16 protein-coding genes are annotated in these 12,576 nt (G+C 55.8%); 13 read left to right on the forward strand and 3 right to left on the reverse strand.

From position 1 onward, the window contains the following. Positions 1–27 precede the first annotated feature (27 nt). The 7 genes from NMK_RS11160 to NMK_RS11190 all read left to right on the forward strand — a co-directional run bounded on the left by NMK_RS11160 (position 28) and on the right by NMK_RS11190 (position 5,921). Positions 28–369, forward strand: a complete 342-nt coding sequence (locus tag NMK_RS11160; protein WP_109015842.1) for a DUF3135 domain-containing protein — start codon at positions 28–30, stop codon at positions 367–369. A gap of 47 nt (positions 370–416) precedes the next feature. Next, entirely contained in the window at positions 417–758 is a 342-nt protein-coding gene (locus NMK_RS11165) for a zinc ribbon domain-containing protein YjdM (RefSeq protein WP_109015843.1), read from the forward strand. A 97-nt stretch (positions 759–855) separates the two neighbouring features. Continuing rightward, the gene (locus NMK_RS11170; RefSeq protein WP_181376256.1) at positions 856–1,893 is read left to right on the forward strand and encodes an outer membrane beta-barrel protein; all 1,038 of its coding nucleotides are present in this window, start codon (positions 856–858) and stop codon (positions 1,891–1,893) included. Beyond that, positions 1,893–2,315, forward strand: coding sequence for a substrate-binding domain-containing protein (locus tag NMK_RS11175; protein WP_109015845.1), 423 nt, complete (start codon positions 1,893–1,895; stop codon positions 2,313–2,315). Before NMK_RS11170 ends, NMK_RS11175 begins: the two co-directional genes overlap by 1 nt. Next, positions 2,312–4,300, forward strand: a complete 1,989-nt coding sequence (locus tag NMK_RS11180; protein ID WP_109015846.1) for a sensor histidine kinase — start codon at positions 2,312–2,314, stop codon at positions 4,298–4,300. The genes NMK_RS11175 and NMK_RS11180 overlap by 4 nt, the downstream gene beginning before the upstream one ends. Positions 4,301–4,302: 2 nt before the next feature. Then, entirely contained in the window at positions 4,303–4,842 is a 540-nt protein-coding gene (locus NMK_RS11185) for a response regulator (protein WP_109015847.1), read from the forward strand. Between the two features lie 29 nt (positions 4,843–4,871). Further along, entirely contained in the window at positions 4,872–5,921 is a 1,050-nt protein-coding gene (locus NMK_RS11190) for an HD domain-containing phosphohydrolase (protein ID WP_109015848.1), read from the forward strand. A gap of 19 nt (positions 5,922–5,940) precedes the next feature. On the opposite strand, the gene NMK_RS11195 is transcribed toward NMK_RS11190, so the two are convergent. From NMK_RS11195 to NMK_RS11205, 3 genes are read right to left on the reverse strand one after another with little or no spacing between them, the layout of a single operon-like run. Beyond that, positions 5,941–6,633 (reverse strand): SDR family oxidoreductase, encoded by a 693-nt coding sequence (locus NMK_RS11195; protein ID WP_109015849.1) that lies wholly within the window; start codon positions 6,631–6,633, stop codon positions 5,941–5,943. A gap of 18 nt (positions 6,634–6,651) precedes the next feature. Further along, positions 6,652–7,182, reverse strand: a complete 531-nt coding sequence (locus NMK_RS11200) for a DinB family protein (RefSeq protein WP_109015850.1) — start codon at positions 7,180–7,182, stop codon at positions 6,652–6,654. Then, the gene (locus tag NMK_RS11205) at positions 7,179–7,604 is read right to left on the reverse strand and encodes a GNAT family N-acetyltransferase (RefSeq protein ID WP_181376257.1); all 426 of its coding nucleotides are present in this window, start codon (positions 7,602–7,604) and stop codon (positions 7,179–7,181) included. Before NMK_RS11205 ends, NMK_RS11200 begins: the two co-directional genes overlap by 4 nt. A gap of 155 nt (positions 7,605–7,759) precedes the next feature. Between NMK_RS11205 and NMK_RS11210 the strand changes: the two genes are divergently transcribed. The 6 genes from NMK_RS11210 to NMK_RS11235 all read left to right on the forward strand — a co-directional run bounded on the left by NMK_RS11210 (position 7,760) and on the right by NMK_RS11235 (position 12,383). Then, on the forward strand, positions 7,760–8,566 hold the full coding sequence (locus tag NMK_RS11210; RefSeq protein ID WP_109015851.1) for a TOBE domain-containing protein: 807 nt from the start codon (positions 7,760–7,762) through the stop codon (positions 8,564–8,566). 59 nt (positions 8,567–8,625) lie between these two features. After that, positions 8,626–9,525: a transporter gene (locus NMK_RS11215; RefSeq protein WP_109015852.1), complete on the forward strand. Its 900-nt coding sequence runs from the start codon at positions 8,626–8,628 to the stop codon at positions 9,523–9,525. Between the two features lie 147 nt (positions 9,526–9,672). Next, entirely contained in the window at positions 9,673–10,410 is a 738-nt protein-coding gene (modA, locus tag NMK_RS11220; RefSeq protein WP_227871455.1) for a molybdate ABC transporter substrate-binding protein, read from the forward strand. A 41-nt stretch (positions 10,411–10,451) separates the two neighbouring features. Then, a complete protein-coding gene (locus NMK_RS11225; RefSeq protein ID WP_109015854.1) occupies positions 10,452–10,856 on the forward strand; it encodes a TOBE domain-containing protein in 405 nt (134 codons plus the stop codon). Then, entirely contained in the window at positions 10,846–11,511 is a 666-nt protein-coding gene (gene modB / locus NMK_RS11230) for a molybdate ABC transporter permease subunit (protein WP_109015855.1), read from the forward strand. The genes NMK_RS11225 and modB overlap by 11 nt, the downstream gene beginning before the upstream one ends. Then, complete coding sequence (locus tag NMK_RS11235; protein ID WP_109015856.1) at positions 11,508–12,383, forward strand: sulfate/molybdate ABC transporter ATP-binding protein; 876 nt, start codon at positions 11,508–11,510, stop codon at positions 12,381–12,383. The genes modB and NMK_RS11235 overlap by 4 nt, the downstream gene beginning before the upstream one ends. The last annotated feature ends 193 nt before the right edge of the window (positions 12,384–12,576 follow it).

A 12,576-nucleotide genomic window follows, 5' to 3' on the forward strand; every position in this document is an offset into this window, starting at 1 on the left:
GTCAGTCAGTCGATAGGGAGGCGCATCATGCAAACATCCCGACATAATTTCGATTTCGATGCTTGGCGACAACTGGCGGAGCATTCACCGGAGGATTTCGAACGTCAACGTCGCTCTGCGGTGGAGAAGGTCATCAATGGGCAGGGCTGCAATACGCGGCGACTTTTGGCGTTGCAAACCCGTATCGACCTCGAAATATTGCGCGCTAAGACACCCCTGAACGCCTGCCTGCGGCTTTCCGTCCTGATGTGGGATTATTTCGACCGCCTGCGGGAAACGTTCGATAAAAATCTCATGCGGCAAGAGCCTAGGCAGCTCCCGGCTAGCAAAAAGACAGCGCAAATCATTGCCTTCCCTGCGCGAAAATGAGCCAGGGCTTGGAGTATAATGCGCGCCTTTTACCCATAACTAGAATCATGTCTAATATCCCAGCCTGCCCGCAATGCACCCTCGAAAACACTTATCCCGACGGCGATAACTACGTCTGCGCCGACTGCGGCTACGAATGGCCCATGGCTGGTGCAGCCGCCACCGCGGATGAGTCCGATGCGGTCGTCAAGGACGCCAACGGCAACGTCCTGAGCGATGGTGATGCTGTCGTTCTGATCAAGGATCTCAAGGTCAAAGGCTCGTCGATTACGCTCAAGCAAGGCACCAAGGTCAAAAGCATTCGGTTGGTGGGCGGCGACCATGAAGTGGACTGCAAGATGGATGCAGGTAACTTCATGCTCAAGGCCTGCTTCCTCAAGAAGGTATAAGCATCCTACTGCGGCAGTATGCCGCACCTTTCATGCGACCCCAGGCTCGCCATTTGCATAGCATGCCTTTAGAATGCCAATAATACAGAAGGGGATAATGAGCGCCGTGCGATTCGACAAGGGGGTTGGAATCCTGGTCCTGGTTGCAGGTTTGACGCCTGCGGCTTGGGCCGACGATTATCATTTGGGGCAGGGCTACAACGTCGGCAATTTCAATATTGCCGGCTACGCCAGTGTGGTGGCCGATGCGCCGACCCACGGTACGTCCAAGCTCATGATCGACGATCTGAGCCTCTTCATCACCGGGCGATTCAATCGCTATTTCAATCCATTTTTTGAAGGCGAGCTTACCGAGGATGCGCTGTGGCAGGAGGGCGGTTCGCTGTTCTCAGATTCCAAGCCAAGGCTGGTCCTGGAACGGCTCTATAACGACAGCTATCTGACGGATTACCTATCGGTGCGGCTCGGCAAGATGCTGACGCCCATCGGCGAGTGGAATACCATCCATGCTGCACCGCTGGTCTGGACGACGACCCGTCCCATGACGACTTACCGCGGCTTCAATGAATATACCTCCGGTATTGCCGTCAATTACGACGCACAGGACGCCAAGTTGCCTGAAGTGCAACTCTACTGGCAACCCGACGGCGAGATGATCCCCAAGCCGCAGCGATTGATCGTGCGTGAATACGTTCATGCCTATGGCGTTCATGCAAACTGGAGTCTCGGCCTGACGGACAAGATAGGCTTGTCGATCGAGCATGCTGACGTGAACGCCAGCGACGAATCGCAGACGCTCTACGGTTTAAACGCCCGCAAGACCTGGGGCAAGTTCCAGCTGGAAACCGAGGCGCATTACACCGACTTGAGCGGTGGCAATCCCAGCCGAGCTCGCAGCAACGAACGAGGCGCTTATGTGCTGGCTGCCTATTCGCCCACCGCGCAATGGAGCGTGATGGGGCGCTACGAATATTTTGCCGACCGCGAGGCTGCATCAAGCTCGCGCAATGCGCTCGTTGGCGTGGCGTACCGACCTGACCCTGCCATGGTGTGGAAGCTTGAGTGCGTCAAGAACTACGGCGCCGTGCTGGATATCGAGACCGGCGTGTTTGCTTCTTTCTCGGTGCTCTTCTGATGCGTGCGTTCCTGACATTCCTGACGCTCGCCATCCTCTCGGGTATGCCGCTTGCCCAAGCAGACGAGCTTTTGGTCATTGCCAATCCCAATGTGCCGGTAGCTGCGCTTTCCCCCGACGAACTTGCAAGCATTTATCTGCTCAAGACGACCAGTTGGCCGAGTGGGCCGGGCATCGTTCCCGTAAATCGCGAGGCCTCCAGCCACGTACGCAATACCTTTACCGAACTGGTCTTGCGACAGCCGCTCAACGCGCTTAACGCCTATTGGAACCAGATGCACTTCAAGGGCAAGGTGCCGCCGCTGATCCAGGAGTCGGACCAGGCCGTGCTGGCGTTTGTGCAAAAAGTCCCCGGCGCCATCGGCTACATCAGTGCCGGTACGACACCGCAGAACGTGAAGATCCTCGCACGCGTGCCATGATCGCCTGGGCGTCAAAATCGATCGGCCGCAAGCTGATCGTTTCTTTCATCGCGATTTTCGTGCTGACTTATGCGCTGACCGCATCCTTCGTCTATACCAGCGTGCGTGCCTCCATGGCGCATTCCGAAACGCAATCGCTGGTTCATCTCGCCAATCAGAAACTCGAACTCGTCTCAAGCCATCTTTCCGCACTAGGGACAAATTTGCGCGCCTGGTCGCAGCTTGAGGTGATGAACGACCTCATTAACGGCGACGTGGACAAGCGTATCGCGCGTACGCTCGCTAGCCTCAAGGAACAGTATTCGCTGCCCGGCGACATTTATGCCTTCGATACCATGGGTAAGCTCGTCGCAGCGTCCAATCCAGGGCAAATGGCGATTGGCGGCGCGCTGCCACCGCTGTGGAAAAACGACCAGCAGCAGCTACGCCTCATTGATAAACATCAAGACCCTTACCTGCCGCACGACATCATCGCGTTGAGCCTGCCCTTGCACGCCAGTTTTTCTGCGGATTTCAGGATGGGGACCCTCGTGGTGACGGTGCCCTGGAGCACAATCGTTGAACAGTTTCATGAAAAAAATCACCGCATCGTGCTCTATGCGGACGAGCGCCGCAGCATCCTCTTCAACGGCGGGGAAGCAGGCAATGTAACCGCGGATGAGATGGTCGAGCTCACCCGACGCAAGGACGACTTGATGCTGGGCGGTAAGCGCTATATCGCGGGCTATTCCGAGAGCTATCACACCTTGCTCAACGACTGGCATATCGCTGCCTTGCAAGATGAAGACGTGGCTTACCGACCGATTCGGCTGGTCGCATTTAAGCTGATCGGCTTGGGATTGCTGCTCGCAATCCCGTTCGCCATGGCTATCCGCTGGCTGTCCCAACGTCTTACCGCGCCAGTGACCTCGCTGACCAGGGTGGTATCCAGGATTACGACATCGAGCGATTTGTCGATCCGCGCGGAAATCGTTTCCCAGGACGAGTTGGGGACGCTGGCGGAGACATTCAACAACATGGCGGAAAACCTCCAGCATTCATTGCACGAGCGCGAGTTGTTCGTCGGAGAGCTGGAGCGACTCAACAAAACCCTGGAGCAGCGCGTCCAGGAACGCACGCAAGCGCTGGAGCAGGCGAATACCGAGTTAACAGGCGCCATCGACAACCTTAAATCGGCGCAGAGCCAGTTGGTGCACTCGGAAAAAATGGCTTCGCTCGGTCAACTGGTGGCAGGTGTCGCGCACGAGCTCAACAACCCCATCGGTTTCATCTACGCCAATTTTCCTCACCTTGAGGAATACACCAACGACCTGATCCAACTGGTGGAGGAAATCCGCCAACTGCCTCTGGAAGAGGCGCAGAAGGACGAGATTGAAAAACGCCTCAAGGCCATCGATATCGACTTCATCAAGGAAGATATCCTCAAGATCATCCGCAGCGGCAAATCCGGTGCGTCGCGCATCAAGGAAATTGTTTCCTCGTTGCGGAGTTTTTCTCGTCTCGACGAAGCCGAGCTCAAGAGCGTGTTGCTGGAAGACGGCATCAACGACACCCTCGCAATCCTGCATCACTACCTCAAGAACCGCATCGAGGTGACCAAGGATTACCGCCTTAATCAGCCTGTGCTGTGCCGCGCAGGGCAGATCAACCAAGTGTTCATGAATATCATCTACAACGCCATCCAGGCCATGGATGGGCCGGGGCGCTTGCGCATTGCCACCTGGCAGGACGGCGAGTTTGCAGCGGTGAGCGTCGTGGATACCGGCGGGGGTATTCCACCCGATATCATGGGCAAGATTTTCGACCCTTTCTTCACTACCAAGAAAATCGGCGAGGGCACGGGGCTGGGCCTTTCCATTTCCTACGGCATCGTGGAAAAACACGGCGGCCGCATCGACGTCAAAAGCGAAATCGGCAAGGGGACGGAATTCATCATCCGGATTCGCATGAAGCCGGAAACGTTGATTGAGGAGGCCGGGCAATAGCCATGTCGACCGACCAGTTCCGCCTGCTGATTGTCGACGATGAAGTCGATGTGCTTGAGAGCTTGCAGCGAACTTTTCGCGGTAAATACGAGATCGTGACGGCGCGGGGCGGCGATGCAGCCATTCGAGTGCTCGGTACCAAACACATCGACCTGATCCTGTGCGACCAGCGCATGCCCGATGTTCCCGGACATGAAGTACTGAAATTTGCGATGCAGCATCAACCTGAGGCGATCCGTATTTTGCTGACCGGCTATGCCGATCTCGAATCCCTGGTGAAATGCGTCAATGAGGGCGGGCTCTACAAGTACATGACCAAGCCATGGGAGCCGGAGAACTTGCAACTTACGGTTGAGTTCGCGCTGGAAGGACTGTCGTTACAGCGGCACTTGGACGTCGCCACAGGCATTATTCGCAAAAACCATTACTTCCCGAAAGAGATGCTGGATCGTCTGAAACAAGCGGCCGTGACGCGAGGCGAGCCGATGATCAATATCATTCATCGGGCGATCAACAAAGAACTGGCTGTGGTGCCGAAATGACGGTCAAGGGGATTTCACAGGAGCACTGTATGTCGACAGAAGAAGAAAAATTCCGGCTACTGTTCGTGGACGACGAGGCCGACATTCTCGATAGCTTGCGGCGCTCTTTCCGCCGAGATTACGAGGTCTTCACCGCCAACTCAGGTACTCAAGGTATTGAACTGTTGAAGTCGGAGCAGTTCGATCTCATCATTTCCGACCAGCGCATGCCCGATGTCATGGGTGATGCCGTACTGAAATTTGCCATGGAGCATCAGCCCAAGGCGATCCGTATCCTGCTGACCGGTTATTCGGACATGGAGTCGTTGGTGCGCTGCGTCAACGAGGCAGGGTTGTACAAATACATCACCAAGCCGTGGGAGCCGGAAAACCTGCGTTTGACGGTGATGCGCGCGCTGGAAAGTCTAAGCCTTGAACGCAAGCTGGACACGGCTTCACGTCAGCTCAAGCAAGCTTATCTGGATGCTGTGACCATGCTGTCGGTGGCGTGCGAGGGGAAAGACGAAGATACCGGTTTTCATGTCCGTCGCGTTCAGCACTATACCGAAGCGCTGGCGCTGGAATTGGGGGTGCCGGCTCAAGAAGCCGAGCACATGGGGGTGATGAGCATCCTGCACGATATCGGCAAGCTCTACATCCCGGACAGTATCCTCAAAAAGCCCGCCAAGCTGGACGACGAAGAATTCAAGATCATGCGTCGCCATCCCGAGTTCGGCGTGCGTATTCTCGGCGACAATCCCTTCTATGAAATGGCGCGTGAAATCGCTGCCTGCCACCACGAAAACGTCGATGGCAGCGGGTATCCCAAGGGCCTCGCCGGAGAACAAATCCCTCTTTCAGCCCGCATTGCCAAGGCGGCTGACGTGTTCGATGCCTTGACGTCAAAGCGGCCCTACAAGGAACCCTGGAGCATCGAACAAGCGCTCGCCATGATGGACGAGCAAAGCGGGCGTCAGTTCGACGGGGTGGTAGTGCAGGGGCTACATCGCCTGCATGCAAATGGCACCATCCTCCGCATCATGCAGGAATATCATGCCCATGAGGTTCCCCAAGCCGGAGTTCCCGTTTTTGCCGCCTGAGGCAGTACTGCTTTAATCGTTACCAGCCGATTTCGGTGCCGTCATAGCTGATAAACCGTCCTGAATCGTTCGGGGTCACGCGCGACAGCACCTTGCGCATCCCTGAAATACTGGTGGTCGTGTCGATCATGGCATTCGGCCCGCCCATGTCGGTGAGCACCCAACCCGGATGGAGCACGATCGCCTTGATGCCGCGAGGTGCGAGGTCGATCGCCAGGCTTTTCACCACCATGTTGACCGCAGACTTGCTCGAACGGTAGAGGTAATGCCCGCCGCTCGTGTTGTCTTCCAGGCTGCCCATCTTGCTGCTCACTGCGGCAAATACCTTGCCTTCTCCGCGCTCCAGATGGCCGATAAACGCCTCAGCTAGTTTGAGCGTGGCCATGGTGTTGACGCGGAAGGCGAGGTCCCACGCTGCATAGTCTGTATGACCGAAGCCACCGCTACGGTCCGGATAAATGCCGGCGTTGCTGATGATCAAGTCCAACGGTTGGCTGATTTCGCCAGCCAGGCGATCTATTGCCGTCAAGTCGCTGACATCGAGCGCGTGCAGAGAGACTAGTCCTGCAGATGAGGTGGCAATCGCGTTCAACTCCACTGCGTCGACCGGAGCACGGCAGCAAGCCAGTACATTCCAGCCGTCGGCGGCATATTGTTTGACGAACTCGAGGCCCAGGCCACGGTTGGCGCCGGTAATCAGTAGGGTAGGCATGTTGTTCTCCTGTTGCTGTTATAGGTTGGGGATCAGCGTGATCAGGTCCGTCACGCCGACGTCCTGGCCCGCCTGAGCCAGCAGGGTGGTTGCCTGTCCCCGGTGGTGCGTCTGATGGTTGAAAAAGTGCATCAGCACGCCGTTCAAGGGTTTATGCGCGGCAATACCCTGCATGTTGGTGTAATGCAGGCTATGACTCAAATCGGTATCCGTCAGTTCGGCAGCCCATTGTTGGATGATCTGGTCCAACGACTGGCGATAACGTCTTAGGTTGGGGAAGTCGTGAAACAGCCAGTTATCTAGGGCTTGCGGCATGGGTAGCGTTTGAGCGGATGCAAGAGTTGAATGGGGCAGGGCATCGGCAAAGCGCTTGAGCCAAACCGTATCGGCGACGGCGATGTGGTTGAGCGTGCCGAACAGCGAGCCGAAAAACGCCTGCCGGTCGAGCATGAGCGCTTCTTCAGTCAATTGGGATGCCGCCTCAAACAGTTTGTAGTTCATCCAAGCGTTATACCTCGCCATCTGCACGACGTAACCGTGGTCGATCATGGCAGTACCTTGGCAAAGTGGTGGGAGGTGATGTTGAGCTTTTTATTCAGATAAAGGCGATGCGCGTCATGGCGTTGCATGCCTGAATCCAGATGGAATTGCCGGCAACCGAGTTCACCAGCCTTTTCCAGGAGCCAATCCAGCAAGCGGCCGCCGTATCCGTGCTGGCGCGTTGTGCTCGCTGTGATGAGGTCGTCGAGATAGAACGTCTTACCCCAAGCCAGATACTCCCCGACGCGAAAACCTGCTGCGGCCACCACTTGTCCTTGTTCGACAACATAAACCAACTGGTAGCCATGGTTGTGATGCTGGCGTTGCACTTGGGCCACGAATGACGCTTCCTCAAGATGAGGACGCAATTCGTGCATGACTGGAAAACAGGCGTGAATTTCAGCTTCTGTTTGAGCAATGCGTATATCCAAAGATGGCTCCTTGCTGTGGTTTTTGTTCGTTTATTCCAAGTGGTCAGTTTATCAGGGGCCAGAAGACAGGTATGGCTTCCATCGGGATTGCAAAGTGCCTTGGCCTTGGACTCGTTATATACTTACATATATTTCGATATTGGATGGCTTAAAGAATGAGCGAGAGCGAATTAAAAGTGATGGGCAGCCTGGCCCTTGGCAAGGATGAACAGCACGTGCTGAGCGATAAGCGTATCGCCTTGCTGGAGCACATCGCCCAGTGTGGCTCAATCACGCAGGCAGCCAAGGCGGCGGGCTTGAGCTACAAAGGCGCGTGGGATGCCGTGGACGCCATGAACAGCATGTTCGACGAACCACTTGTTGCCACTGCGACCGGCGGTAAAGGCGGTGGCGGCACGCAATTGACCGGCTTGGGCGTTCGGATGGTGGATGCCTATCGAGCCCTGCGCCGCGAGCAGAAAAGATTTCTCGAAGCGGCAAGCAGCGGAATTGCGGACTTCGACAATGTGTACCAGTTGATCAGGAGGCTCTCGGTGAAGACCAGTGCGCGCAATCAGTTTTTCGGCAAGGTGACCGCCATCAAGAAAGGGCCGGTCAATATCGAGGTGGAGCTGACCTTGACGGGTGGGGATCGGATTTATTCAGTAATCACTCATGATGGCTTGGAAACATTAAATGGTGAGGTAGGCAGCGACGCATGGGCTCTGGTCAATGCCGCCTGGATCATCCTGACTTTGCCGGACGTTATGGGAAAAACGAGTGCGCGGAATAGCTTGCTAGGGCGAGTTGTAAGGATTAATACGGGCATCGTGAATTCTGAAGTGGTTTTGCAATTGGATGGAGGGAATACGGTCAGTGCTGTTGTCACTAACGAAAGTGTCGAAGCCCTTGGACTAGAGCCTGATGTAAAAATCTGTGCGGTTTTTAAGGCAAGCAGTGTAATCCTCGGCGTCACCGACTAATCGTTTTTTTAACTACCGTTATATATCTTCGTATATATCGTTAATAGGGGGAAAAGGAAATGAAGAAGGGATTGTTCTCCAAGGTGGATTCGAAAGCAGCAAACACCAGCCCTAAGGGGATCGCGAGCGCATCGCTCGCACTCGTGGCCGGATTGTGTATTGGACAGGCACATGCGGAAGAATCTTTTTTTGATAATTGGCTGGAAAATGTAAGCAAGACTCAAGAGAACCAGCCGCATTGGATGACGCCATTGGTCACAGTGACGCCAAGGCTTGAGCAGGAGTACAGATTCGATTACAACCACTTGGATAAACCACATGGTGTGATGGTCGATAACTATGGTGCGGGCAAGGGGCTAGAGATCATTCCCAGCGAAAATACGGAAATTATTTTCGGAGTTCCAGCCTATATCGACCAGAGCACGTCTAAAGCCGCGACAACAGGAACTGGCTGGGGCGACGCAAGTTTGTTGTTCAAGTACAGGCTTGCAGCTGCAAACGAAGAAAATGGAAACTATATTGTGAGCGCATTCTTGGGAGCCAGTTTACCTACTGGGAGCGACAAATATACAAATCACCATACGATAATTACGCCGACTATTGCCGCTGGAAAAGGCTGGGGAGACCGTAATTCAGGCGTAGATGTGCAGAGCACTCTGGGTATCGCGCTGCCAACGGGTAATGTGGCCGAACTCGGACGCCTAGTGGTGTGGAATACTGCCTTGCAGGGGCATGTAGGTAAGTTCTGGCCGGAAGTCGAGGCTAGCTATACCCATTGGTATGACGGTCCGCATGCCGGAAAAAATCAACTGGTGGTCACCTATGGAGCGACGGTCGGGCGATTTGAAATTGAAAAGCGTATGAAAGCGATCGTCGGTATTGGTTATCAAACGGTTCAAGGCACGGAAGATGTGACTTTGAACCATGGCGTCGTAGCGACGGTGCGCGTTACTTTCTAGGCGAGGTCGCAGCAGGTTTTCAACATGAAAGATGCGTGAATCTAAAATATTTGAGGCCTTGCTGCGGTAACTGCTGGCAGAGTACGTGTAACAACGACCGCAGGATGAAGTAAAACGCCAAATATGAAAAATTGTTGGGTAAGTATCTTGTCTGCGCTGATACTACAGCTGGTTTGTATCCAAGCGCATGCAGAAATATTGACGGTGGCTATTGCCGCCAATCTCAAATACGTGTTCGACGATCTTGCGGCCGAGTTCAAGAAAGAAACCGGCATTGAGGCACAGAGCGTGCTGGGCGCTTCGGGCAAGATTGCGACGCAAGTGAGAAACGGCGCGCCGTTCGACGTCTTTCTCTCTGCCGACATGGAGTTCCCCAAGGCGCTGTACGAGGACGGATATGCCGTCACGCCGCCCCGGCCTTACGCCTACGGCGTGCTGGTGCTATGGACACAGAAGGATATCGATCTTGCACAAGGCGTCGCGGGTTTGGTTGCGCCCAGTGTAGGCAAGGTGGCGATTGCCAATCCCAAGGTGGCTCCATTCGGTCGGCAGGCGCTGAAGGCGCTGGGGTATTACCAGGTGCGCGCTGCGGTCGAGCCCAAGCTGGTCTACGGCGAAAGCATTACCCAGGTGAGCCAGTACGTGGACAGCAAGGCCGCCGATGTCGGCTTTAGCGCAAAATCCATCGTCATCGCGCCGGAAACGGCAGGCAAGGGCAAGTGGATTGAAGTGCCGACGGAGAGCTACGAGCCGATTGCGCAAGGCATGGTGCTGCTCAAGCATGGCGTACAAAGCAATCCGGAAGCCGCGCGCAAGTTCTACGGCTTCGTGCTGTCGCCCAAGGCGCGGGAAATTTTCGCCAGGTACGGCTACAAGCTGCCTTGATGTGAGGAAAAGGCCCGGTGCAAGCCGGGCCGCATAACTGCATGAACAAATTGCCAGGAAAAATCGTCGCCCTCGAATGCAACAGTCACATGTCGCTGGTCGATGTGGCGGTGGAGGGCGATACCTTTACCGCCACGCTGCTGGAAACGCCGGAACAGTCGCCGTACTTGAAGATAGATCAGCCCGTGACGCTGATGTTCAAGGAGACGGAAGTGTCGCTCGCCAAGAACCTCTCCGGGCTCATCAGCCTGCGCAACCGCTTCCCCGTGGTGGTCCAGGGTATCGAGCGCGGCGCCATCATGAGCGCTATCGGGCTTGATTACCGCGGGCACTCGCTGGCTTGCGTGATTACGACACGTGCGGTGGACCGTCTGCAACTAGCGATCGGCGACCAGGTGGAAGCACTGGTCAAAGCCAACGAAATGGTACTGTCTTATGAGCATTGATCTCGCGCCACTGGTGCTGACCTTCAAGCTTGCCGCGGTCACCACGGCGATCCTGTTTTGCATCGGTGTGCCGTTCGCCTGGTGGCTTGCCAACACGCGTTTTCGGCTCAAGCCCATCGTCGAGGCGCTGGTGGCCATGCCGCTGGTGCTGCCGCCTTCGGTCCTTGGTTTTTACTTGCTGCTGGCGTTCAGCCCGGAGCATTGGTTCGGGCACTGGCTGGATCAGGCCATCGGCCTAAGGTTGGCATTCAGCTTCGAAGGGCTGGTGCTGGCTTCGGTGATTTTCAGTTTTCCGTTCCTGGTGCATCCCATTCAGGCGGCGTTCCAGAACCTGCCGCCATCATTGGCCGAGGCCGCAGCTGTGCTGGGCAAAAGCCGTTGGCAGACGTTTCTCCGCGTGCTGCTGCCCAACATCAAGCCAGCGCTGCTCTCAGGCGCAGTGCTCGGCTTTGCTCATACCGTTGGCGAGTTCGGCGTGGTGCTGATGATCGGCGGCAACTTGCCTAACCAGACGCGAGTAGCCTCCATTGCTATCTACGACGAGGTGGAGTCGCTCAATTACGCGGCTGCCAATGTCTATGCTGGGACGCTGTTCGTGATCTCGTTCGTCATCCTGCTCGTGGTCTACCTCGTCAATCGCCGGGCGCTCAAATGATCCAGGTCAACATTCAACGTACTCTCCATGGTGTGCAAGGGGATTTTGATCTCAACGTGGATCTCGACATTGTCGAGGGAGAATTCGTCGCCTTGTTTGGGCCATCAGGCGTGGGCAAGACGACATTACTGCGTTGCCTTGCCGGACTGGAAAAACCGGACCGAGGACGCATTGCATTTAACGGCAGCGTCTGGTTCGACGCGCAGGAGCATACCCATGTGCCGCCCCAGGAGCGCCATGTCGGCTACATGTTCCAGGACTATGCGCTGTTCCCCAACATGACGGTGCGCGGCAATCTCGAATTCGCCCGGCGCAAGGGATCAAGCCGGCAGCGCGTGGATGAGTTGCTGGAGTTGATGGATATCGCCGAATTGCAGCACCGCAAGCCGAATGCGCTTTCCGGCGGGCAGAAACAGCGGGTAGCCCTGGCGCGTGCCTTGGCTGCGGAGCCGCAACTGTTGCTACTGGACGAGCCGCTGTCGTCGTTAGACCCCACCATTCGTAGCCGTTTGCAGGACGAAATCCTCCAACTTCATCAACGCATGGGCATCAGCACGATCATGGTGAGCCACGACGTCGGTGAGGTCTACAAGCTGGCCGGGCGCGTACTGGTCATGGAGGCGGGGCACATCGTGCGGCAGGGGAGCCCCGCCGAGGTGTTCAGCAGCGGACAAACGACCGGCAAATTCCGCTTTACCGGCGAGGTACTGGGGATCGAGCCCATGGACGTCATGGAGGCATTGACGGTTCTGGTCGGCAATCAGATCGTGCGCGTCGCGGCCATGCCGGACGAGGCTTCCAACCTGCATGTCGGCGCCAGGGTGATGCTGGTGTCCAAGGCGTTCAACCCCATGATTATTGCGTTGGAGTAGCAGGACGCCTGAAAGTGAATAGCTACGTGAAACAAATGTTCAGTTCAGTAACACCTGTTCATTTTTGCCACAGGGAAAATAGGCTCGAATGACCGCGCATAAACAGAGGGATATTGCTCTAGTCTATTGAAATTAAAGTAATATTTTTTCATTTTTGCAGCTTGGCACGCCGGTTGCTGATAGATGGACGTGA

Origin of the sequence: Novimethylophilus kurashikiensis, assembly GCF_003112435.1 — a bacterium.
Classification (GTDB): domain Bacteria; phylum Pseudomonadota; class Gammaproteobacteria; order Burkholderiales; family Methylophilaceae; genus Novimethylophilus; species Novimethylophilus kurashikiensis.

Bases quoted from the DNA above. Each gene is read 5' to 3' on its own strand.
- NMK_RS11170 (WP_181376256.1), top strand. From the start codon at position 856: ATGAGCGCCGTGCGATTCGACAAGGGGGTTGGAATCCTGGTCCTGGTT.
- modB (WP_109015855.1), top strand. From the start codon at position 10,846: ATGAGCATTGATCTCGCGCCACTGGTGCTGACCTTCAAGCTTGCCGCG.
- NMK_RS11235 (WP_109015856.1), top strand. From the start codon at position 11,508: ATGATCCAGGTCAACATTCAACGTACTCTCCATGGTGTGCAAGGGGAT.
- NMK_RS11160 (WP_109015842.1), top strand. From the start codon at position 28: ATGCAAACATCCCGACATAATTTCGATTTCGATGCTTGGCGACAACTG.
- NMK_RS11185 (WP_109015847.1), top strand. From the start codon at position 4,303: ATGTCGACCGACCAGTTCCGCCTGCTGATTGTCGACGATGAAGTCGAT.
- NMK_RS11215 (WP_109015852.1), top strand. From the start codon at position 8,626: ATGAAGAAGGGATTGTTCTCCAAGGTGGATTCGAAAGCAGCAAACACC.
- NMK_RS11195 (WP_109015849.1), bottom strand. From the start codon at position 6,633: ATGCCTACCCTACTGATTACCGGCGCCAACCGTGGCCTGGGCCTCGAG.
- NMK_RS11190 (WP_109015848.1), top strand. From the start codon at position 4,872: ATGTCGACAGAAGAAGAAAAATTCCGGCTACTGTTCGTGGACGACGAG.
- NMK_RS11180 (WP_109015846.1), top strand. From the start codon at position 2,312: ATGATCGCCTGGGCGTCAAAATCGATCGGCCGCAAGCTGATCGTTTCT.
- NMK_RS11200 (WP_109015850.1), bottom strand. From the start codon at position 7,182: ATGATCGACCACGGTTACGTCGTGCAGATGGCGAGGTATAACGCTTGG.
- NMK_RS11175 (WP_109015845.1), top strand. From the start codon at position 1,893: ATGCGTGCGTTCCTGACATTCCTGACGCTCGCCATCCTCTCGGGTATG.
- NMK_RS11210 (WP_109015851.1), top strand. From the start codon at position 7,760: ATGAGCGAGAGCGAATTAAAAGTGATGGGCAGCCTGGCCCTTGGCAAG.
- NMK_RS11165 (WP_109015843.1), top strand. From the start codon at position 417: ATGTCTAATATCCCAGCCTGCCCGCAATGCACCCTCGAAAACACTTAT.
- NMK_RS11225 (WP_109015854.1), top strand. From the start codon at position 10,452: ATGAACAAATTGCCAGGAAAAATCGTCGCCCTCGAATGCAACAGTCAC.